16 protein-coding genes are annotated in these 23003 nt (G+C 74.0%); 7 read left to right on the forward strand and 9 right to left on the reverse strand.

Going from position 1 to position 23003, the window contains the following annotated elements:
- The first annotated feature begins 6 nt into the window (after positions 1–6).
- The gene (locus E0F75_RS10120; protein WP_187622120.1) at positions 7–1167 is read left to right on the forward strand and encodes a M23 family metallopeptidase; all 1161 of its coding nucleotides are present in this window, start codon (positions 7–9) and stop codon (positions 1165–1167) included.
- 40 nt (positions 1168–1207) lie between these two features.
- Here E0F75_RS10120 and E0F75_RS10125 read toward each other — a convergent pair whose 3' ends face one another.
- The 6 genes from E0F75_RS10125 to E0F75_RS10150 all read right to left on the reverse strand — a co-directional run bounded on the left by E0F75_RS10125 (position 1208) and on the right by E0F75_RS10150 (position 7328).
- Positions 1208–1696, reverse strand: a complete 489-nt coding sequence (locus tag E0F75_RS10125) for a hypothetical protein (protein WP_187622121.1) — start codon at positions 1694–1696, stop codon at positions 1208–1210.
- A 30-nt stretch (positions 1697–1726) separates the two neighbouring features.
- The gene (locus tag E0F75_RS10130; RefSeq protein WP_187622122.1) at positions 1727–1942 is read right to left on the reverse strand and encodes a hypothetical protein; all 216 of its coding nucleotides are present in this window, start codon (positions 1940–1942) and stop codon (positions 1727–1729) included.
- Positions 1943–2211: 269 nt separating this feature from the next.
- Positions 2212–3540 (reverse strand): PrsW family intramembrane metalloprotease, encoded by a 1329-nt coding sequence (locus E0F75_RS10135; protein ID WP_229312612.1) that lies wholly within the window; start codon positions 3538–3540, stop codon positions 2212–2214.
- A gap of 79 nt (positions 3541–3619) precedes the next feature.
- Entirely contained in the window at positions 3620–4423 is an 804-nt protein-coding gene (trmB, locus tag E0F75_RS10140) for a tRNA (guanosine(46)-N7)-methyltransferase TrmB (protein ID WP_187622124.1), read from the reverse strand.
- Between the two features lie 46 nt (positions 4424–4469).
- Complete coding sequence (gene lhgO / locus E0F75_RS10145) at positions 4470–5654, reverse strand: L-2-hydroxyglutarate oxidase (RefSeq protein WP_187622125.1); 1185 nt, start codon at positions 5652–5654, stop codon at positions 4470–4472.
- Positions 5655–5852: 198 nt separating this feature from the next.
- Positions 5853–7328 carry an MFS transporter gene (locus tag E0F75_RS10150; protein ID WP_187622126.1) on the reverse strand — a complete coding sequence of 492 codons (1476 nt, stop codon included), beginning with the start codon at positions 7326–7328 and terminating at the stop codon, positions 5853–5855.
- A 537-nt stretch (positions 7329–7865) separates the two neighbouring features.
- On the opposite strand from E0F75_RS10150, the gene E0F75_RS10155 reads away from it, so the two are divergent.
- Genes E0F75_RS10155 through E0F75_RS10165 form a run of 3 tightly spaced genes read left to right on the forward strand, consistent with a single transcriptional unit; the run spans position 7866 to position 13997 of the window.
- Positions 7866–10292 (forward strand): asparagine synthase-related protein, encoded by a 2427-nt coding sequence (locus E0F75_RS10155; protein WP_229312613.1) that lies wholly within the window; start codon positions 7866–7868, stop codon positions 10290–10292.
- 25 nt (positions 10293–10317) lie between these two features.
- Positions 10318–10533, forward strand: coding sequence for a hypothetical protein (locus tag E0F75_RS10160; protein WP_187622127.1), 216 nt, complete (start codon positions 10318–10320; stop codon positions 10531–10533).
- A 41-nt stretch (positions 10534–10574) separates the two neighbouring features.
- Positions 10575–13997 carry a BTAD domain-containing putative transcriptional regulator gene (locus E0F75_RS10165; RefSeq protein WP_187622128.1) on the forward strand — a complete coding sequence of 1141 codons (3423 nt, stop codon included), beginning with the start codon at positions 10575–10577 and terminating at the stop codon, positions 13995–13997.
- On the opposite strand, the gene E0F75_RS10170 is transcribed toward E0F75_RS10165, so the two are convergent.
- Both E0F75_RS10170 and E0F75_RS10175 read right to left on the reverse strand, forming a co-directional pair.
- Entirely contained in the window at positions 13984–16110 is a 2127-nt protein-coding gene (locus E0F75_RS10170; RefSeq protein ID WP_187622129.1) for a sigma-70 family RNA polymerase sigma factor, read from the reverse strand. The genes E0F75_RS10165 and E0F75_RS10170 overlap by 14 nt on opposite strands.
- A gap of 212 nt (positions 16111–16322) precedes the next feature.
- Positions 16323–17117: a TetR/AcrR family transcriptional regulator gene (locus tag E0F75_RS10175; RefSeq protein ID WP_229312614.1), complete on the reverse strand. Its 795-nt coding sequence runs from the start codon at positions 17115–17117 to the stop codon at positions 16323–16325.
- Positions 17118–17469: 352 nt separating this feature from the next.
- Between E0F75_RS10175 and E0F75_RS10180 the strand changes: the two genes are divergently transcribed.
- Both E0F75_RS10180 and E0F75_RS10185 read left to right on the forward strand, forming a co-directional pair.
- Positions 17470–18834, forward strand: coding sequence for an FAD-dependent oxidoreductase (locus E0F75_RS10180; RefSeq protein WP_187622131.1), 1365 nt, complete (start codon positions 17470–17472; stop codon positions 18832–18834).
- Between the two features lie 106 nt (positions 18835–18940).
- Positions 18941–20593: a SpoIIE family protein phosphatase gene (locus E0F75_RS10185; protein WP_187622132.1), complete on the forward strand. Its 1653-nt coding sequence runs from the start codon at positions 18941–18943 to the stop codon at positions 20591–20593.
- A gap of 2 nt (positions 20594–20595) precedes the next feature.
- On the opposite strand, the gene E0F75_RS10190 is transcribed toward E0F75_RS10185, so the two are convergent.
- Positions 20596–21864 carry an MFS transporter gene (locus tag E0F75_RS10190; protein ID WP_187622133.1) on the reverse strand — a complete coding sequence of 423 codons (1269 nt, stop codon included), beginning with the start codon at positions 21862–21864 and terminating at the stop codon, positions 20596–20598.
- Between the two features lie 155 nt (positions 21865–22019).
- Here E0F75_RS10190 and E0F75_RS10195 point away from each other — a divergent pair, with 155 nt between their 5' ends.
- Positions 22020–22586, forward strand: coding sequence for a MarR family winged helix-turn-helix transcriptional regulator (locus E0F75_RS10195; protein ID WP_030318311.1), 567 nt, complete (start codon positions 22020–22022; stop codon positions 22584–22586).
- The last annotated feature ends 417 nt before the right edge of the window (positions 22587–23003 follow it).

Raw genomic sequence — 23003 nt, forward strand, 5'->3', positions numbered from 1 at the left:
GCCTCCGTGGCGTCCAACACTCCCGCACCAGAAGCCCCCTTCGATGCCTTCGGTGGTGGTGCGGGTCCTGCCGCCCCGGACACCGAGTGGAACCCCACCGAGGGATCCCTCCGCGCCGAGAGCCGCTCCGGCGGCCGCCACCGTGTCGTCAAGCAGCGCTCCAACTTCGCCCGTTCCTCCACCGTCCTCGGTGTCGGTGTGATCGCGGCCGTCGGTGCGGGTGGCCTCGCCACCGCGCAGGAGAAGCCCCCGGTGGCCATATCGCTTCCGGACCTGCCCGACCTCAACCTGCCGGACGCGCACGACCTCCCCGGTGTCGGCGACCTCCTCCCCGAGGAGACCCACGAGACGGTCAGCGCGGCCCGCGCCAACCCGAACCCGCTCACCAGCGCCACGTACGCCACCCTCGACGACGAGCAGGGCACCAAGGCCCCGCAGATGCAGCAGGCCGGCCTGGTCACCCAGGACGGTCCGGCCGCCAAGGCCGCGCCCGGCGCCGGCGACGCGGGCGAGGCCCTGCGCGCCCGCATCCTCCAGCAGGCCGAGCAGCAGCAGGCCTCCGCCGACGCCGCCGACAAGGCCGCCGCGGAGAAGGCGGCGGCCGAGAAGGCCGCCGCTGAGGCCGCGGCCAAGGCCGACGCCGCGGAGAAGGCGGCCGCCGAGGCGAAGGCCAAGGCCGAGGCGGAGGCCAAGGCGAAGGCGGAAGCCGAGGCCAAGGCGAAGGCCGAGGCGGCGGCCGAGGCCGAGCGCCTCGCCAAGCTGGCCGCGAGCTACACGCTGCCGCTCTCCTCGTACAGCCTCAGCGCCACCTACATGCAGTCCGGCTCGATGTGGTCCTCCGGCTACCACACCGGCCTCGACTTCGCCGCTCCCACCGGCACCCCGCTCAAGGCGGTCCACGGCGGCACCGTCAAGTCGGCGGGCTGGTCCGGCTCGTACGGCTACCGCGTCGTCCTGGAACTCTCGGACGGCACCGAGATCTGGTACGCCCACATGTCCTCCATGACGGTCTCCGCCGGCCAGACCGTGGGCACCGGCGAGACGATCGGCCGCGTCGGCGCCACCGGCAACGTCACCGGCGCCCACCTCCACATGGAGGTCCACACGCCCGGCGGCTCCGGCCTCGACCCGGCGGAGTGGCTGCGCTCCAAGGGCCTGAGCCTCTGACCCACCCGGGTCGCCACGACGGCGACCAGGTCCGTCCGCCCTACCGCGCGGGCGCGCCGGCCCCGGCCTCCGCCACCCAGGCGTCCAGCTGCTCCCGGGTGGTGCCGGGGTCGGCGACCAGCGCACCCAGGTCGTCGCCCTCGACGACGGTGGTCGCCAGGGCCGGGCACCTGCGGCAGCCCTCCACACCGACCTGAACCCACCACTTGCAGTGGGCGCGCAGATGACACCGCGGCACGCTCCGATGCTCGTCCGCCGGCGTTGCGGCCACCCGCTCCACCAGGCCGCAGTCATTGCCCCTGCGGTGCAGACAGTTGCTGACGCAGTGCGACGCGAAGCGCAGGACCCGGGTCGGCTCGACATCCTTCGGGATGACCGGCAGGACGTCTGCGGCCGGCACGGGATCGGCGAGGTACACGACCTCGCCGCCCTGCCCCGACCGCACTCCCAGGACGACCGACTCCGGTGCGTCGGCCTTGCCGCTCGGGCACCATGTCCTGCTCGCCCCGGAACGGTCCGCGGTGCTCATCTCCATCTCCTCGTCCGTCGAGTGGGACCGCTAGACGATCTGGCCGGCGCAGGCCGGAGTGCAGGCCGCTGCCGTGCGCTCCTGCTCGACCGCCTTGGCCAGGTGCGCCTCCAGCTGCGCCGAGGTGATCTGCCCGGGCTTGGGCGAGGACTGCGCGGACGCGGCACCCGCTCCGCCGAGAACGAGCGCGGCGGCCGCGAACGCGGCTGCGGTACCCCCGACGGCGGGGCGACTCGTGTACTTCATGCTGCAACCTCCTGGATGGGTACGAAAGGTGTACCGGCACGCTAGGAGGCCCCGGAGACCATCACCGGCAGTTCGGGGCGGCTCTTGGGAGGCGGTCGCGTCCGTTCCTAGGGGGTGTCTTGCCGATCAGGCCGGGCTCGCGGCGTCTGGCACCGCGCCTCGCCGCGTTGTCGTCGGTCGCCAACGCTCCGCGTTGACTCCCTCCTCCGCCTTGCGATGCACGGCACCAGACGCCGCTCCCTGATCCGGCCTGATCGACAAGACACCCCCTAGCTGCGGTACGGGTTGAAGCCGTCGTAGTCCAGATACTGCGGCGGCGCCCAGACCTGGCCCGTCGCCCGCGCCGCGTACGTGAGGGCGGGAGAGGCGACCGCCCGGCGCTGCCACAGATGGTGCAGCAACTCCTGCTCACGGGCCGGGAAGTCGGGTCCGGCCGTGCCGCGCCGGGCCCGGTCCCGCAGGAACGCCAGGGTCGTCGCGAAGGACTCGTACTCGCCGACGGCCCGCGCGGCCGGCGGCCCGTGCGTACGGGCGGCGAAGGAGCGGGCCAGCTGGCGGGCGCGCATCGAGGAGAGCGCGAGCGGCTCGGCGGGGGAGAGCCAGCCGGCCGCCGCGTACGCCGGGAGCTCGCCGGATATCGTGCGCAGCTCGCGCTGCCGGCTCCAGACCGCGAGCCAGGTCAGCAGGCCGAAGGCCGGGACCATGAGCGCCGCGTACACCACGTAGAAGGCCAGGGGGCCGCCGAAGGTGGCCGAGCCGTTCCACGCGGCGTGCAGGCCCATGGCGAGCAGCAGCCCGGCGAGCGGCAGCAGCACCCGGCGCAGGCGCTTGCCGCGCGGCGCGAGGGCGGCGAAGCCGAAGCCGATGCCGGTGAGCACGGTGAAGAGCGGATGCGCGAACGGCGACATGACGACCCGGACGAAGAAGGTCGCGGCGGTCACCGAGCCGAGGCCGGTGGAGCCGAACTCCTGGTCCTCGCCGAAGGCGTTGCCGAGGTAGAGGATGTTCTCGGTGAAGGCGAAGCCGGTCGCGGTGAACCCGGCGATCACGACCCCGTCGACGAGCCCGCCGAAGTGCTTCCTGCGGAAGAGGAAGAGCAGCAGGACCGCGGCGGCCTTCGCGGTCTCCTCCACCACGGGCGCGACGACGGTCGCGCCGAGGGTGTCCGCCGAGGCGGGATCGGCGGTGGCCGTCGCGATCCAGCGGACCGCGAAGGAGTTCGCCAGGATCGCGACGAGCGCGGCGGCGAAGGCGCCCCAGGCGAACGCGAAGAGCAGGTTCTTCCAGGGACCCGGCTCGACCCGGTCGAGCCAGCGGAACGCCGCCATCAGCAGCGGTACGGGAAGCACGGCGAGGCCCAGGCCGACGAGGAAGCCCTCGGTGCCGGTCTGCTCGCGGACCAGCCCGAGGATGAACAGCGCGCAGATCGAGAGCACGGTGACGAGGGCGACGGCCCGGACCAGCCGGCTGCGCCAGAAGTCCCGGCGGGGCCGGTAGCGCCACTGGGACCGGTCGGCGGCGGCCGGGAAGGCCGGCTCCTCGGTGTCCCGGTGGGGGACGGGAGCGGCGCCGGCTTCGGTGGGGACGGGGAAGGACACGTGAGCGACCCTAACGACCCCCACCGACAGCCGGAAAAGGGTTAAGCCCCGGGGGATTCCCCGGGTCGCCTCCCCGGGGTCACTTCCTCCGGAAGAGGAGATCGTTCACGACGTGGCCCTTGTCGAGCCCCTGCCCCTCGAAGCGGGTGAGCGGCCGGAAGTCGGGCCGGGGCGAGAAACCGCCGTCGGCCTGGGTGTTCTCGAAGTCGGGGTGCGCGGAGAGCACCTCCAGCATCTGCTCGGCGTACGACTCCCAGTCGGTGGCGCAGTGCAGCACGCCGCCGGGCTTGAGCCGGGTCGCGAGGAGGCTGAGGAACTCGGGCTGGATGAGCCGCCGCTTGTGGTGGCGGGCCTTGGGCCAGGGGTCCGGGAAGTAGACGCGGCAGCCGTCGAGGGAGTCCTTGTCGATCATCTCGCGGAGCAGGATGATCGCGTCGCCGTTGGCGACCCGGACGTTGGTCAGGCCGTTCCGGTCGGCGAGGCCGAGGAGATTGCCCTGGCCCGGGGTGTGCACGTCGACGGCGAGGATGCCGGTGCCGGGGTCGGCGGCGGCCATCTGCGCGGTCGCCTCGCCCATGCCGAAGCCGATCTCGAGGACGACGGGGAGCCCGTCGAACATCTCGCCGAGGTCGAGGACCCGCTTGCCGTCGATGTCGAGACCCCAGTCGGGCCACCGCTTCAGCAGGGCCTCGGCCTGACCGGCGGTGACGCGACTGCGCCGCGGCTGGAAGCTGCGGATCCGCCGCTCGTGATGAGACCCGGCGGGATCGGGCAGGGGGCCCTCACCGGCCGCGAACCGCTGACTGCCCCGCTGCGAGACGGGCCGTACGGACTCGGCGGGGTCGGCGACGGGGCGCGCGATGTTCTCTGGCTGCTCAGACACAATGCCCCGATTCTACGGCGAACCCCGCCGCCCACCCGGCGGTGGGCTACAGCCGCGCCAGCGCCCTCCCCGCCACCTCGCGTCCGATCGGCAGCGACGCCGTCGCCGCGGGCGAAGGCGCGTTCAGGACGTGGACCGTCCGTGGTGCCTCCCGGATCAGGAAGTCGTCGACCAGCGTCCCGTCCCGCAGCACCGCCTGCGCCCGCACCCCCGCGTCCGCCCGCCGCAGGTCCGACTCCGACACCACCGGCAGCAGCCGCCGCACCGCCTCCGTGAACGCCCGCTTCGACACCGACCGCCGCAGCTCACCCGCCCCGTACCGCCAGTGCGCCCGGGCGATCGCCCACGAGCCGGGCCACGCGAGCGTGCCGGCCAGCTCGCGCGGGCGGACGACGGACCAGCCGTACCCCTCCCGGGCGAGCGCCGGGACCGCGTTCGGCCCGATGTGGACGCCGCCGTCGATCCCCCGCGTCAGATGCACCCCGAGGAACGGGAAGGCCGGGTCCGGCACCGGATAGACGAGACCCCGCACGAGCGAGGGGTCCCGGAGCTCGTAGTACTCCCCCCGGAAGGGCACGATCCGCATGCCCGGGTCGTCGCCCGCGAGCCGCGCGATCCGGTCGCAGTGCAGCCCCGCGCAGTTGACCAGGACCCGCGCCCGCACCACCCGGCCGTCCGCCGTCCGCACGGCGACCCCCCAGGGCCGCCGGTCGATGACGGTGACCTCCGCCCCGTACAGGATCCGGGCCCGGGAGGACTCGGCGAGCCGCCGGGACACCGCCCCGTAGTCGCAGATGCCGGTCGTGCCGACGTGGATCGCGGCCAGGCCCCGCACCCGCGGCTCGTACTCGCTGATCTGGGCGGGGCCGAGCTCGCGCACCGGGATGCCGTTCTCCCTGCCGCGCTGCACGAGCGCGTGCAGCCGGGGCAGCTCCTCGCGCGCGGTGGCGACGACGAGCTTGCCCGTCACCTCGTGCGGAATGCCCCACTCCGCGCAGAACTTGACCATTTCGGCCGCGCCCTCGACCGCGAACCGGGCCTTGAGCGACCCCGGCCGGTAGTAGATCCCGCTGTGGATCACCCCGCTGTTGCGCCCGGTCTGGTGGCTCGCGAGCGCGTGCTCCTTCTCCAGGACCGTGACCCGGGTGCCGGGAGCGGCGCGCGTCAGGGCGTACGCCGTCGACAGACCGACGATCCCGCCGCCGATCACCAGCACGTCACAGTCAAACACCAGCGCCACCTCCCACCCCCGATAGTGCACTGGCCCACTGACAATCCCGTGAAACCTCGCGCGACGGCACGAGACGCAGGTCACGCCGACGCGGGTCGCGCACGGGCATGTCACGCCGACGAGGGTCGTGCCGGCGCGGGTCGTGCCGGCTCACGTCACGCCCCTCGCGGCGGGGGCGACGAGCGGCGCCCCCGCCCCTCACGCCGGTGTGACGAGCAGCGGCCTGGCCCGCTCCCGCAGCTCCATGACCCGGGGCTCGTCCCCGTACGGTTCGAGCCGGTGCAGCAGATCCCGTACGTACTCCGTCGTCCGCGCCGACGAGATCCGCCCCGCCACCTCCACCGCGCGCGTGCCCGCCGCGCAGGCCGCGTCCAGATTGCCCGACTCCAGCTCGGCGACGGCGGAGACCACCAGCCGCAGCCCGTGCGAGCGGACGAACTCCTCCGTCGGCCGCGAGAGCGCCTGCTCGGTGAAGCGGCGCACCTCGCGCGGCGCCTTCAGGTCGCTGTAGCACTCGGCGGCGTCGGCGCAGAACCGGTCGTACGAGTAGAAGCCCAGCCAGGTCGGGTCGCCGTCGCCCTCGCGGGAGCGCTCCAGCCAGCCCTCGGCGGACTTGAGCGCGGCCGCCGCGGCGACCCCGTCACCGGCCTTCGCGTGCGCGCGTGCCTCGACGAGCCGGAAGAAGGACATGGTGCGGGCGGTGGCAAGACCCCGGTTCCGCTCGAGCGCGGCCTGGGCGAGGTCGACGCCCTCGTCGGCGAAGCCCCGGTAGGTGGCCTGGAGGGACATCGAGGCGAGGACGTAGCCGCCGAGGGGTACGTCGGCGGCGGCGCGGGCGAGCCGCAGCGCCTGGATGTAGTAGCGCTGGGCGGCCTCCTGCTGCCCGGTGTCGAAGGCCATCCAGCCGGCGAGCCGGGTGAGCTCGGCGGTCGCGCCGAACAGGGCCCGGCCGACCTCGTCGGAGTACGAGGCGAGCAGCAGCGGGGCCGCGTCCACGCGTAAGCACTCGGGGACCATGGACGAACGCCAGTCCCCGCCGCCGTACTTGGAGTCCCAGCGGCGTGCGTCCTCGGCGGCCTCGCGGAGCTTGGCGACGTCGCTGTGCCCCACGCGCACGTACTCGGTGGCGGCCGGGGCGGTCGCCGCGCCGCCCGTGGCGCCCCCGCCCGTGTTCCCGGCCCCCGGCGGGCGCGGTGCCTCGCGCTCCACCGACGGGTCGGCCGGGGTTATCAGCCAGCGGGACGCGGGCGTCGCGTACGCGCTCACCGCGAAGGAGCCGGCGAGCGACTGCCAGATCCCGCCACCGCCGGCCCGCCGCCCGGCGAGATCCAGCCGGTACAGGTCGGTCGCGGAGCGCACCGCCTCGCCCACGTCACGCGGGAAGGCGAGGCCCACCTCGGGCGCGGGGTCGGCGTCGGCGAGCCCGATCTCGTGCAGCGGCACGGGCCGGCCGAGCTTCTGCCCGATCGCGGCGGCGATCAGATGCGGCGCGGCGCCCTGCGGCACCATGCCCTTCGACACCCACCGGGCGACCGAGGTCTTGTCGTATCGAAGCGTCAGGCCCCGTTGCGCACCGAGGTCGTTGACGCGCCGGGCCAGCCCGGCGTTGCTGATTCCCGCGAGGGCGAGAACCGTGCCGAGCTTTTCGTTCGGCCCGCGTTGCTCCCTGGACATGACGCCACCCCTCGACAACCCAGACGGCCGCCACGACGCCGGGCATAGGCGTGCGGCATTCGTAAACACAGCGTAGTTCGCCGCATCCCTACCGTTAAGGGGCGGTGTTCCGTATGGCGAGATTGTTGTGTGAAAGGCCGACAGCCGGGCCCGGCGGACCGGCTCGTGCTCCCGCCGTGTGGCCGTGCGCCCGGCCGTGCGCTCTCTCGGCGTGGCCGGGGGAGCGCTTCCATGAGTAGCGCGTGGGTCGGCCCGCTCGGCCGGGAAAGTGTCCCGGACCAGTGGGCTGGGGGATACCGCCGCCCCATTCCCCGCGGGCGGCGGACGGCGCCGGGAGGCGGGAGCGCCTCCCGGGCTGCCGGTGGCCGGTGTGAAGCGGTGTGCGTGGGCAGGTGCCCCGGACGCTTCCACGACCACCCGGCGAGGGGCGATATTTGGCCGAATGACGCCGGTGTTCAACTGGCCCATGCCAGGGGCGCATTCGGCTTTCACGCGCGTGCACCCGGACTCCGCCCCGTGCGCCGTTGTCGTGGCAGCATGTCTCCCACCGAAACGGATGTGGAGGCGCCGATGCGATGGCTGGTGGGCTGGAGCAGTGTCGCCGCGGGCTTCGCAACGACGGCCGGGGCCCGGGCGGGCTCGGTGAGCGGCTCGTACGGCGGCGGATACGGCTCCGGCTCAGGCGCCGGGTACGTCTCGGGCTCGGGCTCGAGCGCCGGCTACGGTTCGGGCTCAGGCCCCGGCTACGGCTCCGGCTCAGGCGCCGGGTACGTCTCGGGCTCGGGCTCGAGCGCCGGCTACGGTTCGGGCTCAGGCCCCGGCTACGGCTCCGGCTCAGGCGCCGGGTACGTCTCGGGCTCGGGCTCGAACGCCGGCTACGGTTCGGGCTCAGGCCCCGGCTACGGCTCCGGCCACGCGGCCGCCACCGAGGGGCGCACGGTGCAACCGGTCGGCGCACAACTCCTCTGGGGCGACCCCGATCCGCTGTGGGCGGTCGGCGACTGGCGTCCCGACGAGGTGCGGGTCGTGGCCGTCGACGACCACACCCGTCTCGCCGTCCTCGGCTGTTGCGCCGCGAGCGACGAGGAACTGCGGATCGGCCTGCTCACCGCGCGCGGGGGCGCGTTGCGGCATCTCACGGCCTGGCCCGGCAGCTACACCGCGGTCGTCAAGGCCGGCCGCCGGGTCACCGTCACCGGTGATCTCGCGGGCGCCCGGCCCGTGTTCCACACCCCGTGGGCCGGCGGCACCGCCTTCGCCACCGCCGCCCTTCCGCTCGCCGACCTGGTCGAGGCCCAGCTCGACATCGGCCATCTCGCGGCGCTCCTCGCCTGCCCCGAGACCCCGGAGGCGCTGCGCGACTCCACCCCGTACGAGGGGGTCAGGCGGGTGCCGCCGGGTCACGCGCTGATCCTGCGGGAGGGCTCGCGCGAGATCACCGGGTACGAGCAGGTCGCCTCGCTCGCGGTCGCGGCGGCCGAGGCCGATCCCCGGCAGGCCGTCGAGGGGGTCAGGGACGCCCTGATCGAAGCCGTACGAGCGCGGCTCACCGCCCCGCGGCACGCGCCCGAGTCCCCGCTGCCCGACCCGGGCCCGGTGCCCGGCATGGGCCCGGCCGACCGGCGCGCGGCCCGGGGCGCGGGCCCGGCGCCCGGCATCGGCGCCGACCTGTCGGGCGGCAGCGCCTCCGGCACGCTCGCGCTGCTCGCGGCGGGCCTCCCCGGGGTGCCGGGCACGATCACCGGGCAGGGCACGGGCGCGGGGGAGCGGCTGCTCGCCGTCACCTTCAACGACCTGGCCACGCGCGCGGGTTCGGACCGGGAGGACGAGCTGAAGCGGGCGGGGGCGATCGCGGCCGACCCGCGGCTGCATCACGTGGTCGTCGCGGGCGGCGAGGAGGCGCTCCCGTACGCCGCGCTGGACGGGCCGCTCACGGACGAGCCGGGGCCCTCCCTCGTGACGGCCGAACGGCACCGGAGACGGCTCGCGGGCGGCAGCGCCGACCACTTCACCGGCATGGGCGCCAAGCAGGTCCTGGACGCGCACCCGGCGCGCCTCGCGGACCTCCTGATGGACCGCAGACGCCGCTCGCTGGTGCGTCCGGTGACGGCGCTCGCGAAGGCCTCGGGGCCGTCGGCGGGCTCGTTCCTGGTGCCGCTGACGGTGTACCGGGCGGCGCGGAGGCTGGCCCGTACCCCGTACCGGACGGGCCTGGAGGCGGCCGCCCAGCGGGTCCTCGAGGCGAACCGTACGGCTCCGGACGGCTTCGGCCCCCTGGAGGCGTCCCTCTCGGCGCTCACCTGGTCCCGTCCGGGGCCCGCGGCGCGGTGGCTGACGGGGGAGGCACTGGCTGAAGTATCGGTTCGCCTGAACCGGGCGGCGACACTGCCGACCTCCGTCCAGCGCCCGGGCGAAGCACGCGCGCGTGCCGCGCTCGTGCGTGCGGCGGCCGACCACCGGGTCCTGGAACAGGCCGCGGAGATCCGCGGCCAGCGCCTGCACGCCCCCTTCCTCGACAACCAGGTCGTCCGGGCCTGCCGCGCCCTCCCGGAATCGCTCCGGGTCCAGCCGGACGCCCGCGCGGGCGTTCTGCGCACGGTCCTGTCCGGCGCCGGCATCCACGACCTCCCCCCGGGCTGGGGCGCCCCCCACCCCGCGGTCCCGGCCGGCGCCACGCGCGCGGGCCTGCGCGCGGCGCTCCCCCACCTGATCGCCCTCTTCGACGCCCCGCTGCTCGCCGACGCGGGCCTGATCGAGGCCCGCGTGGTCCGCGAGGCCCTCCGCACGGCGGCCGACGGCGCCCCCGTCCCGCTCGACGGCCTCGCCGACCTCGTCTCCACCGAACTCTGGCTCCGCCGCCTCATGTCCCGCCGGGGCTCCTGCTGGACCAACACCACAGAACCCCGCGCCCACCGCGCGGTCCAGGGCCCCCTGATCCCGGCGACGAGGTCCCTCCCGGCGTGAAACCCTGACCGGGAGAGGAGTCGCCATGATCCGGGCCTACGCGCGCGGGGGCATCCCCCTCTACCTGCTGATCGACCGCGAGGCGGGTGAAGCCGTCGTGGGCTCCGAACCCTCCGGCGACGACTTCGGCCACAAGTCCGTCCACAAGCTGGGGACAGTCGTCGCGCTACCTCACCCCCTCGGCTTCGCCCTGGACACCTCGGCCTTCCGACGGCCGGACCCCGAGGGCGCGCCAGGGTAAACCCCGAGGCGCACGCAACGGCCACCGGACACAATGAGCCGGTGCGGTATCTCATCCTCGGCACCACCGAGGCCCTCGACCCCCTCGGCCGCCGCCTCCCCGTCGGCGGCGCCCGGCTGCGGGCGCTGCTCGCCGCGCTCGCGCTGCGCGGCGGACGCGCCGCGTCCGTCACCGAGCTCGCCGACGACGTGTACGGGGACTCCCCGCCGCAGGACGCCCCCGCCGCCCTCCAGGCCCTCGTCGGCCGCCTCCGGCGGATCATCGGCAGCGACGCCGTCGCCTCCACCCCCGGCCCCGGCTACCGGCTCGTCGCCGCCCCCGAGGACATCGACCTGTACGTCTTCGAGCGCCACGTCCAGGACGCGGCCGCCCACCTCGACGCCGGCGAACCGGAGAAGGCCGCGGCCCTGCTCCGCCCGGCCCTCGGCCTCTTCCGGGGGCCCGCCCTCGCCGACCTGTCCGACCCGGCAGGCGTCCGCCCCGAGGCCCAGCGGCTCGCGGCGCTGCGGCAGCGCGTCGAGGCCGATCTGCGCAGGGGCGCCACCGACGGACTCGTACCGGAGCTGACCGGACTCACCACCACGTACCCGTACGACGAGGCCTTCCACGCCCAGCTCATCCGCGCCCTGCGGGCCGAGGGCCGGCACGCCGACGCCCTCGCCGCCTTCGAGTCGGCCCGCCGTACCCTCGCGGACGCCCTCGGCGCCGACCCCGGCCCCGAACTCGCCGCCCTCCACCGGGAGCTCCTCGCGGGTCCGCCCCCGATCCCTGCCCCGACGTCTGCGCGTACGGGCACCCCGTGGGGGCCGCCGAGCGCTGCCGGCCCGCGGCCGACATCACCGCCGGACCACGCGCGTCCCCCGACGCCCCCGGCCACCTCCACCCCCACCCCCGGCAACATTCGCCCCCGCCTCACCTCCTTCGTCGGCCGGGAGCCCGAGCTGGCCGCGATCCACGCCGATCTGGACCGCTTCCGCCTCGTCACGCTCACCGGCCCCGGCGGCTCCGGCAAGACCCGGCTCGCCGAGGAGGCCGCCCTGAGGGTCTTCGCCCCGGCCGACACCCTCGGCATTCCCGACACCCTCGGCACTCCCGACACCCCCGACACCCCCGACCCCCTCGCCCCCTCCGCCTGGATCGCCGAACTCGCCCCGCTCGACGACCCCGAGGCCGTCCCCGGCGCCGTCCTCTCCGCGCTCCGGCTGCGCGAGGTCAACCTGATCACCCGGGAGGGCGTGACCCTCCAGGACGACCCCACGGCCCATCTCGTCGAGCACCTCGCCCGCCGCCCCTTCCTCCTCGTCCTCGACAACTGCGAGCACGTGATCGACGCGGCCGCCGCCCTCGCCGAGACCCTCCTCACCGACTGCCCGCAGCTCCGCATCCTCGCCACGAGCCGCGAACCCCTCGGCGTCCCGGGGGAGTCGGTCCGCCCCCTCGAACCCCTGCCGCCGGACCCCGCGCACCGCCTCTTCGCCGAGCGCGCCCGCGCCGTACGCCCCGATGTCGACCTCACCCGGGACGGCGGCGCCGCCGTCGACGAGATCTGCCGCCGCCTCGACGGCCTGCCCCTCGCCATCGAACTGGCCGCCGCCCGTCTCCGGCTGCTCACCCCGCGCCAGATCGCCGACCGCCTCGACGACCGCTTCCGTCTCCTCACCTCCGGCTCCCGCACGGTCCTGCCCCGCCAGCAGACGCTCCGCGCGGTCGTCGACTGGTCCTGGGACCTGCTCGATCCCGAGGAGCGCACCCTGCTCCGCCAGGTGTCGGTCTTCGCGGGCGGCTGGGACCTCGCCGCCGCGGAGGCCCTCTCCCCGCGCGCGGCGGACCCGCTCGGAGCCCTGGTCGACAAGTCCCTCGTCGTCGCCACCCCCACCGAGGGCGGCGAGATGCGCTACCGGCTCCTGGAGACCATCCACGAGTACGCGGTCGAGCGCGCCGCCGAGACCCCGGCGGTCCTCGCCGCCGCCGAGGCCGCCCACACCGCCCACTTCGCGGCCCTCGCCGAGACCGCCGAGCCGAAACTCCGCTCGGCCGAGCAGCTCCCGTGGATCGAGCGGATCGAGCGCGATCTGGACAACATCCGCGCCGCCCTGCACCGCACCGTCGTCACCTCACCCGACGAGGCCGCCGCCCACCGCCTGATCTTCGCCATGGGCTGGTTCTGGTGGCTGCGCAACTACCGTCCCGAAGGCCTGACCTGGGTCGTTCGCGCGGTCGCGCTCGGCGACGACCCGGCCGACCCCGACGACCCCCGCTACTGGCCCCGGATGCGGCTGCGCATGCTGCAGTTCTTCCTGGAGGTGGAGAGCCGCACGCTGCGGGACTTCGAGGAACCGGAGGCGCTCGCGCTCGCCCGCCGTGTGCGCTCGGCGTTCGGCGAGCCGCCCGGCCCCGAGGGCGCCCGGTTCCCCGGCCTGCTCTGGCCGTTCACCGCGTACCTCACCGAGGAACCGGCCGTGGTCCGCGCCCTCCTCGACGAGGCCGTCGCCAACTGCCGCCGCCACGGCGGCGACTGGGAGGTCGGCGTCAGCCTCATGTTCCGTACGCACATGGTCGTCGACATGCCCGGCGGCATGCCCGGCATCGACGACGACCTGGCCGAGCTCCGCGACCTCGCCCGGAGCGTCGGCGACCGCTGGATGGGTGCCCAGATCGCGAGCGCGGTGGGCGAGGCCAATATGCTGCGCGGCCGCACCGAGGAGGCCGGGGAGGCGTACGAGGAGGCCCTCCGGCTGGCCCGTGAGGTCGGCGCACACGCCGAGTCCCCGTTCCTCCTCGCCCGCCTGGCCGAACTCGCCTATCACACGGGGGACATGGAGGCCGCGGAGAAGGGGCTCGACGAGGCCGCCCGGGAGGCGGAGCGCTACCTCGTGCGGGACACCGGCGTGTTCGTCTGCTTCCTGCGGGCCGGCGTTGCCCTGTACCGCGGCGAGGTCGCGGAGGCCCGCGCCCAGCTGGAGGAGGCGGGCCGCACGATCGCGACCGGGGCGCCCCCACCGCACTTCGAGGCGGCGTTCGTGGGGCTGTCCGCGCGTGTCGAGGCGGGCGAGGGGCGGGCGTCCGCTGTCGCCACGGCCACCGAGGCGCTGCGCGGCGCGCGGGACGCGCAGTGCGCGGAGTTCTTCGTCTCGGGCCTGGGGGATTGCCTCGCGGTCGTCCTGTCCTCGTCGGGCGAACCCGCCCTGGCGGTCACGATCATGACGGCCGTCGAGGGCTGGCGCACCGAGCTGCCCCGCTCGGTCCCCGGACTGAGGGACCTCCAGGACGTGACCGACCGCGCGCTCGCGGCACTCGGCCCGCCGGGCGTCGCCGCCGCCCGCGCGGCGGGCGAGGGCCTCGGCGTCGACGAGGTGCTGGCCCTCGCGGAGACCGCCATCGAGCGGCCCGGACCGGACGGATCGGGGCCGGACGGATCGGGGCCGGACGGATCGGGGCCGGACGGGACCGTCAGGAGCAGCTGATCCGGGACTGCGCCCAGTCGGCGACCGCGGCCCGCCCGAACGGTGTGTGCTCCTCCACCACCAGCCGGATCGTGCTGCGGCCGGACACGTCGACGTGCACCGGGACCGGCGGGTCGCCGGCCCGGACCACGTCGGAGCGCCAGAGCCGCTCCTCGTCCCCGTACACGGAGAACCGGACGCCGCCGACGCCCAGCAGGGCGCTCAGGTCGTCGACGCCGACGATCGCGTCGTAACTCGTGCACTGCCGGTTGAGGTCGATCAGCAGGGACGAGGGCGCGTGGACGCTCACCCCGTGCGCGTACGGGGTGCCGCCGATGGACAGGTTGTCGCGCTGCCACATCCAGCTGCTGTCGGAGAGGGCGACCTCGGGCTTCGTGCCGTCGCCGAAGATCCCGTAGTCCAGCTCGTTGACCTGGTAGACCCTCGGCGGGGCGGGCGGCGGAGTCGGCTTCGGCGAGGGCTTCTCGGGACTGGGCGTCGGCGTGGGCGTGGGCGTCGGCGTGGGGCTGGGCTTCGGCGGCGGCTTCGGCTTGGGTGACGGCTTCGCGGGCGTCGGCTTCGGCGTGGGCTTCGCGGGAGGGGGCGTGGGCGTCGGCGTCGGCGTGGGCGGCGGCGGCTCGGACGTCACGGGCGGGGGCGGCGGTACGGGCTTCGGCGTCGGCTTCGGCGGCGGCGCGGGCTCCGCCGGTACGACGGGGGTGACGACGGGCTGGGTGGGTCTGGGCGCGGCCACGGGCTGTGGATCCCCGGCCATCGCCCAGACGAGGCCGGCGGCCGCGGCGACCGCCACGGCGGCCGCGATGCCGGCCTTGGCGGGCGCGCCGAGTGCCTCGGCGGCGGGGCCGCCGGAGGCCGCTCCGCCGGAGGACCCGGTGGCGGCGGCCGCGGCACCGGCCGCACCCGCGCCGACGGCGCCACCAGCGACGACGCCGGCGGCCTTGAGCGAGTAGCCGGCGGCGAACCAGCCGATGACGGCGACCGGAAGCAGCGCGGGGATCCCGGCGTTGACATGGGCGAGCTCACCGGCGGCGAGCCGGCACTTGGCGCACTCGTCCAGGTGTTTGCGCAGTCCCCGTTCGGCGCGCATCCGCAGACCGCCGCGCGCGTAGGCGCCGAGCCGGTCGGCGTAGCGGGCGCAGTCGCCGCCGGCCGTCAGGGACTGGCTGACGTGGGCCTGGAGGTAGGCCTGCTTGAGGCCTTCGCGGGCGCGGCTGGCGAGTACGGCCGTGGCGTTGGCGGTCAGGCCGAAGAGCGGTGCCACCTCACTGGGGGACTCCTCCTCGACGGTGGTGTGCCACAGCACGGCCTGCCAGCGCTCGGGCAGCGAGCGGAAGGCCTGCATGGCGAGCGACTGCTCGGCCTCGTGCATGGCCAGGACGTCGGCGCCGAGGTCGAGCCCCGCCCCGAAGGACGCGGTCTGGTCCGAGACCTCGGAGGAGCGGGCGGCCTCGTCCGCGAACACCGCGAAGTCCTCGACGAGGTGCTCCCGCCTCTGGGTCCTCGTCCAGTTCGCGGCGACGCGCCGGACGGTGGTCATCAGATAGGCGCGTACGGCCTGTTCGGGCCCGGCTCCGCCGCGGACCGCCTGGAGGGTGCGGGCGAAGACCTCGGCGGTCAGGTCGTCGGCGGTGTGGGCGTCCCGGCAGCAGGTCCTGGCGTACCGGCGCACGGCGTCGGAGTGTCTGCGGAAGAGTTCCTCGTACGCGGAGCCGTCGCCGTCCCGCATGAGCTGGACGAGCTCGGAGTCGGAGGGCGGCAGTTCGACGGGCGGCGGAAGGACGGTGTCGTGCTCGTGGTGGTCCTCGGCGGCGGGATCGGTCCGGGTCGGGTCGAACCCGGTGCCCGTTCCGGAACCGGCGCCCCACCCGGAGGCCTTGCCCTCGCGCTGCTGCGGCACACTCGGGTCGAGCGGCTCGACGGCGCCCACGGCACCGGCCGAACCCGCACCGGCCGAACCCGCACCGGCCGAACCCGCGCCCAGGGAACCCGCTCCGGCCATGTCCGGTGTGCCGGAGAGGCCTCCCGGCCCACCCTGGCTCGGCACCTGCCGGGAGGGCGGGCTCCCCGCCTCGGCGGGGCCGCCCAGCGGCTCGTCCCGACTGTCACCGCTCATCGCGGAAGCCCCCGTACGCACGCTCGGACCCGAACACCGGCCAAGCGTGCCACAGAGCGCGGGCACGCCGAAGCGCCGCGTCCACTTACCACTCATCCGGGGCGACTTCGTGTATCCGGGCGTAACCGCTCACACGTTCGTGTCATGCTCGTTGATCCGCCCGGACCAAGAAGACCCCGGCCCGCGCCGGGGCGCGGGGAGTCGACCGACTCCTACCGGGAGCGCAGCCCTTCGAGCAGGATGTCGAGGAGACGCGTCGAGGCCGCCGCCTGCTGCACCGCGTCCGGCAGCGCCGGAGCGGCCGTGGCGATGACGAGGAGGACGTCGGCCACGGTCACGTCGGTCCGCAGCTCACCCGCCTCACGCGCCCGGTCGACCAGCCGGCCGACCACCTCGAGGAGCTCCGCGGCGCCCGCGTCGTCCTTCTCCTCGGCCGGTACGGCCCGCGGCGCGACCACGCGCGCGTCGGTCTGCTCGCCGATGACCCGCTGGTGCGGCACCCGCGCCGCGTCGCCCGCGTCCTGGGAGTCGCCGCCGAGCGGCAGCACCGTGACGTCGTCGACGCCCACCCGCAGCACCTGCGGCGGAAGGAGCCGGCCCGCGCCCGAGGCCACCGAGGTCCGCAGGAACCGGGAGAGCGCCGACCACGGCTCGTCCTCCTGGCCGAGCGCGGCCCGCGCCTGCTCGGTCAGCCGGGAGGTCTCCTCCTCGGCTATCCGCCTGACCAGCACGTCCTTGCTCGGGAAGCGGCGGTAGACGGTGCCGACACCGACGCGGGCGCGGCGCGCCACGTCCTCCATCGGAGCCCCGTAACCGAGCTCGCCGAACACCTCGCGCGCGGCGCGCAGGACATGCTCCAGATTGCGCTGGGCGTCCACCCGCAGCGGCGCGGACCTGCCGGACACCGGTGCGCCGTTGCGCTCGGAGCCGCCCAGGCCTGCGTGCGGGCCGTCGTCCACGGTCGCCGTCCCGACGCCCGTCTGCCATCGTGAATCCTGAATATGCATAAGCGTTCCCCCGCTCATGATGTCTCCCCCCGGAGACTCCCCGCCCTGAAACGGGGCTTCCGGTGGCGAGCGCTTCGGTCCACGCGCTCCCATCCGACACCCCGACGAGGTACGAACATAGTTGAGTCCGGGTCAATTCAGAAGGGGGAGTTCCGTACGGTGCGCCCCCCGATCGGAGCAAGGAGGGGAACACTCCCGATTCCGACCCTCCATCGAACCCGACTCGTCCACCCTGACCTGCGCCGTTGCACCCGTACTCCCCTTGCGCGCCACCCCGCGCCTCCGTACCCCTCCGGTCACACAATTTGCCGGGGCTGTGGACAAACCACGGACGGCGGTGCGTCATGGGACAGTGACGGAACCTGCGCGCATTCTCGTGGTCGGCGGTGGCTACGTCGGCATGTACACCGCGCTGCGCCTCCAGCGGCAGCTCAGGGCCGAGCTGAGAGCCGGCGACGCCGAGATCGTGGTGGTCACCCCCGAGCCGTACATGACGTACCAGCCGTTCCTGCCCGAGGCCGCCGCCGGCTCGATCTCCCCGCGGCATGTCGTCGTGCCGCTCCGCCGGGTCCTCGACCGCTGCCGGATCGTCATCGGCGAGGTCCTCTCCGTCGACCACGCCAAGCGGACCGCGACCCTCTCCACCCTCGCGACCGCCGAGGAGGGCACCGGCGCCGTCGACCTCACGTACGACGAGCTGGTCATCGCGCCGGGCTCGGTCTCCCGCACGCTCCCGGTCCCCGGCCTCGCCGACCACGGCATCGGCTTCAAGACCGTGGAGGAGGCCATCGGCCTGCGCAACCACGTCATCGAGCAGATGGACATCGCCTCCTCGACCCGTGACCCCGCCATCCGCGACGCCTCCCTGACCTTCGTCTTCGTCGGCGGGGGCTACGCGGGCGTGGAGGCGCTCGCCGAGCTGGAGGACATGGCCCGCTACGCGGCGCGGTACTACCACAACGTCAAGCCCGAGGACCTGCGCTGGGTCCTCGTCGAGGCCTCGGACCGCATCCTGCCCGAGGTGGGCGAGGAGATGGGCAGGTACGCCATCCGCGAGCTGCGCGGCCGGAACATCGACGTACGCCTGGAGACCCGCCTCGAATCCTGCGAGGACCGGATCGCGGTCCTCAGCGACGGCACCCGGCTGCCCACCCGCACCATCGTCTGGACCGCGGGCGTCAAGCCCGCCCCCGTGCTCGCCGCGACCGACCTGCCGCTGAACGAGCGCGGCCGGCTCCGCTGCACGGCCGAGCTCGCCGTCGAGGGCGTCGCCCACGCCTGGGCCGCCGGTGACGCCGCCGCCGTCCCCGACGTGACCTCGAAGGAACCCGGCAAGGAGTGCGCGCCCAACGCGCAGCACGCCGTCCGCCAGGCCAAGGTCCTCGCCGAGAACATCGCGGCCTCCCTGCGGGGGCAGCCGCTCAAGCAGTACGCGCACGCGTACGCCGGTTCCGTCGCGTCCCTGGGCCTCCACCAGGGCGTCGCCCACGTCTACGGACGGAAACTCAAGGGATATCCGGCCTGGTTCATGCACCGCGCCTACCACCTGAGCCGGGTGCCCACCTTCAACCGCAAGGCCCGGGTCCTCGCCGAATGGACCCTGTCCGGCCTGTTCAAACGGGAGATCGTCTCCCTGGGGTCGCTGGAACACCCCCGCGCCGAATTCGAACTCGCCGCCGCTCCGCCACCCGACCACGGCGACAAGCCGTCGTCCTGACATCACTGTCAGTGCACTCGTCCACACTGGACGTGTGACCATAGGTGGGCTCACACCTGCACAGCGTGACTCTGCACGGCACCGACACCACGAGGCATAGAGATCCGTGAACTTCACCCGTTGGAGCGCCCGGCTCCCCGGTACACAGCGCCGCGCGGCGCGGGGGACCGAAGGCTCCGTGCCCGCCGCCCGCGGTGAGTACGCGCAGCAGCTGGAGCACCTCGCCCACGAGGCCGCCGAGACCGGCGAGCCCGTCGACGTACCCGCCCTGGAGGACTTCTCCGTACGGGAGCTCCTGGGCCGGCTCCCCGGCCTGGTCGCCCTCGCGTACGGCCCGGAGCACCGCATCGCGTACGTCAACGACGCCTATGCCGCCGCCTTCGGCCCCCGCCCCGCGGGCGTGCCCGTCGCCGACACCTGCCCGGAGGCGGAGGAGCTCGGCCTGCTGCCCCTCATGGACCAGGTGCTGCGCAGCGGCAAGCCCCGTACGGTCAAGTCCCGCCGCACCCAGGACGGCGGCTCGTACACGGTGACGTGCCTGCCCGTGGACAGCGCACAGCTCGAAGGCGGCGGAGTCCTCGTCCACGCCGCGGACGTCACCGACCACGCGGAGGCCGCCGAGCGGCTGCGGGCCAGCGAGCGCCGCCACCGCGAGACCGCCGTCACCCTCCAGCGCTCGCTGCTCCCGCAGGACCTGGAGCAGCCCGACGACCTGCGGATCGCCGCCACCTACCAGCCCGGCGGCACCGACGCGGCCGTCGGCGGCGACTGGTACGACGTGATCACCCTCGGCGCGGGACGCACCGCGCTCGTCATCGGCGACGTGATGGGCCGGGGGGTGCGCGCCGCCGCCGTCATGGGCCAGCTCCGCACCGCCGTCCGGGCCTACGCGCGCCTGGACCTGCCCCCGCACGAGGTGCTCCAGCTCCTCGACGGCCTCGCCGCCGAGATCGACGCCAGCCAGATCGCCACCTGTGTGTACGCGATCCACGACCCCAACGAGGGGAAGCTGGTCTACGCCTCCGCGGGGCACCTCCCGATCCTCGTCCGGGACGAGGACGGCAGTGTCCGGTGCGCCGAGGACCCGACGGGCCCGCCGCTCGGCACGGGCGGCTGGCTGCACGCCTCCGGCTCCATCGCCCTGCCGCCCGGCTCGACCGCGGTCCTCTACACCGACGGTCTGGTCGAGCGGCGCCGCGAGGACATCGACGAGGGCGTCGCCGCCCTGGCCCGCGCGCTCTCCGGCGCCAGCGGCACCCCGCAGGTCGTCTGCGACCGGCTGCTCCGTTCCCTGGGGGTCACCGCGGAGCACGACGACGACGTGGCCGTCCTGGTCGTCCAGCACCCGTCCCGCAAGGGGGCGGACGCGGAGCTCTTCCACAACGCGGCCCTGGAACTCCTCGGCGGCGTGGAGGCCGCTCCCCGCGCGCGTGCGTTCGCCTCCGGGGTCCTGTCGTCCTGGCGTTTCCCGGTCGAACTGCGCGACCTGGGCGTCCTCGCCACCAGCGAACTGGTGGCGAACTCCCTCCAGCACGGCACGCCGCCCATGCGGCTGCGCCTGCGCCGCACCGACCGCCGCCTGATCATCGAGGTCACGGACGGGGACGACCATCTGCCGCGCCGCCGCAGGGCGGAATCGGAGGACGAGGCGGGTCGCGGAATCTCGATCATCGCGACGATCGCCTCGTCCTGGGGGAGCCGCCGCACACCGGGCGGCGGCAAAGCCGTCTGGTGCGAGTTCGCCCTGCCCACCCCCTAGGGTCAGGCGGCTGCGGTCTCCTTCTCGGGCATGTGCTGCGCCACGACCCGGGACGGCTTCACGGCGAGCGACGGCTGGTTCTGCTCCGGGGTCAGCTGCTTGCCCAGCCGCACCGCGAGGAACGTGATGCCGAGGGAGAAGAGCACGAACGTCACGATGTACGGACCGTGCAGCGCGGCTCCCATGGGCCCGCCGACAGCCGGCCCGACGGCCAGCGCCAGCTGCTTGACCAGCGCGAAGGCCGAGTTGTACTGCCCGACCATCGACTCCGGAGCCAGATCGGCGACCAGCGGTGCCACGGTCGGCGACAGCATCGCCTCACCGAGGCCGAACAGGGCGTACGTGGAGACGAAGGCAGCCGTCGCCATGGCCTGGCTGCCGTGCCCGAGGCCCGCGTACCCGGCGATCAGCCAGGCCACGGTCCAGATCAGACCGACGGCCGCGATCACCCGGGTCCGCTTGCGGCGCTCGACGAACTTCAGCACCAGGAACTGGGCGGCCACGATCACCGCGGTGTTCGCGGCCAGCGCGAGACCGAGCGTCGAGGGCTGGATGCCGGCGGCCTCGGTGCCGTACGCGGCGAGACCCGACTCGAACTGTCCGTAGCAGGCGAAGAAGAGGACGAAGCCGAGGACGCACAGCTGCACCATGGCCTTGTGCCCGAGCAGCGCGCGAACGCCGCCGCCCTTGCCGCCCTCGGAGGGACGGGCGCCCTGGAACGCCGGGGAGCCGGGCATCCGCACGGTCCCGACGATCGCCGCCAGGACGAGGAACATCGCCGCCTCGATAGAGAACAGCAGGATGAAGCTGCCCGGACGGCTGGTGTCGACCAGCAGACCGCCGATCAGACCACCGACACCCAGACCCAGGTTCTGCAGGAAGAACTGCATCGCGAACGCCCGGGTGCGCCCGACGGGCGTCGAGCACCAGACGATCATCGTGGCGAGCGCCGGCTGGAGCACGGCCGTACCGGCACCGAGCAGCGCCGCGGCCCCCACGGCCGCGGGCACGCTGGACGCGAAGCCCATCGCCACCGCACCCACGGCGGCGACGACCGAGGCGACGAGCAGGACCGGCACGGGCCCCCGCCGGTCGATGGCCCGCCCGCTGAAGGGCAGCACCACCAGTGCGGCCATGGCGAAGACGGCCAGGACGATGCCCGCCGTGGCCGCGCCCAGATCCCGCACCTGCGCCACGTACACATAGAGGTACGGCACGGTGAAGCCGAGTCCGAACGCGCTCAGCGCGCTGCCTGCCTGAATACGGCGCATCGCTGCGCCCCTCGCCTTGGTCACACTCACCCACTTCGGTCGCAGGTTCAGAGGTGTACCCCTGAACCTTGAAGACTTCAACACTAAAGTTAGAGCCTTAACAGTACACACCGAAGGACTTCAACGCCAACGAGACCCGTGGGATACTCGGCTCCATGTCCGACAACCCCGAACGGTCCGGCCCGCAGGCTCCGCAGGAGCCGAGCCTCGACGAGCAGATCGCCGCCTATCAGCGCGAGTTCCGCGACCTCGACCCCCAGGTCGAGAAGGTCGTCTCCGCCCTCGGCCGGCTGAACCGACGGATGAACGTGGCGTACGGACGCCAGCTCGCCGACCTCGGCATCAGCAACGCCGAGTGGGAGGTCCTCAAGACCCTGGTCCTCGCCGGCGAGCCCTACCGGCTCGGCCCGGGCGAGCTCGCCAAGCGACTGGGCCTCACCCCGGCCGCGATGACCCACCGCATCGACCGCATGGCGGGAGAAGGCCTGGTCACCCGCGACCGCGACGAGAACAACCGCGTCCGCGTGATCGTCGAGCTCACCGACGAGGGCCGCTCGAAGTGGCTGGAGGCCATGCGCATGGCCACGGACTTCGAGGAGGAGCTGCTCCAGGACCTCACCTCGGACGAGCGGGGAGTCCTCGGCGAGATCCTCATCCGTCTCCTCCGCCGCGTGGAGCTCACCCAGCCCGACGCCGGCGGCCGCCTCACGGACCTCGACTGAGGTACCTGCGGGGGCGCCAAACGGAGGCCCCCGAGGCCATCTGAGGGGGGTTGACACGCCCCTCCCGGATGCGTAGTGTTCTCCGAGTTGTCACAGAGCCGGAACGGTTCTTCGACAACCACTCCGCCGCTGATAGCGGCACCTCTACTCCGCACGATCTCCCCACCGGGAAGAATTTCGGCATGCCGAAATTCATTTCGAATGGCTCGATTATGAGCCGCCGGGGAAATCCGCTAGAGTTTGAGACGTCGGAACGGCCCAACAGCCGGAAAGACAAACCCCGCTGACTGGGAATCAGACGCCGAAAGGATCTGATAGAGTCGGAAACGCAGGAAGGGCTCGGAGCGAAAGCGAATGGGACCGGAAAGCACCGAGGAAATCGGATCGGAAAGATCTGATAGAGTCGGAAACGCAAGA

Source organism: Streptomyces sp. CB02980 (genome assembly GCF_014451325.2).
Lineage (GTDB): Bacteria > Actinomycetota > Actinomycetes > Streptomycetales > Streptomycetaceae > Streptomyces.

Bases quoted from the DNA above. Each gene is read 5' to 3' on its own strand.
- E0F75_RS10170 (WP_187622129.1), bottom strand. From the start codon at position 16,110: ATGAGCGGTGACAGTCGGGACGAGCCGCTGGGCGGCCCCGCCGAGGCG.
- E0F75_RS10155 (WP_229312613.1), top strand. From the start codon at position 7,866: ATGTCTCCCACCGAAACGGATGTGGAGGCGCCGATGCGATGGCTGGTG.
- E0F75_RS10130 (WP_187622122.1), bottom strand. From the start codon at position 1,942: ATGAAGTACACGAGTCGCCCCGCCGTCGGGGGTACCGCAGCCGCGTTC.
- E0F75_RS10160 (WP_187622127.1), top strand. From the start codon at position 10,318: ATGATCCGGGCCTACGCGCGCGGGGGCATCCCCCTCTACCTGCTGATC.
- E0F75_RS10150 (WP_187622126.1), bottom strand. From the start codon at position 7,328: ATGTCCAGGGAGCAACGCGGGCCGAACGAAAAGCTCGGCACGGTTCTC.
- E0F75_RS10190 (WP_187622133.1), bottom strand. From the start codon at position 21,864: ATGCGCCGTATTCAGGCAGGCAGCGCGCTGAGCGCGTTCGGACTCGGC.
- E0F75_RS10125 (WP_187622121.1), bottom strand. From the start codon at position 1,696: ATGAGCACCGCGGACCGTTCCGGGGCGAGCAGGACATGGTGCCCGAGC.
- E0F75_RS10195 (WP_030318311.1), top strand. From the start codon at position 22,020: ATGTCCGACAACCCCGAACGGTCCGGCCCGCAGGCTCCGCAGGAGCCG.
- E0F75_RS10175 (WP_229312614.1), bottom strand. From the start codon at position 17,117: ATGCATATTCAGGATTCACGATGGCAGACGGGCGTCGGGACGGCGACC.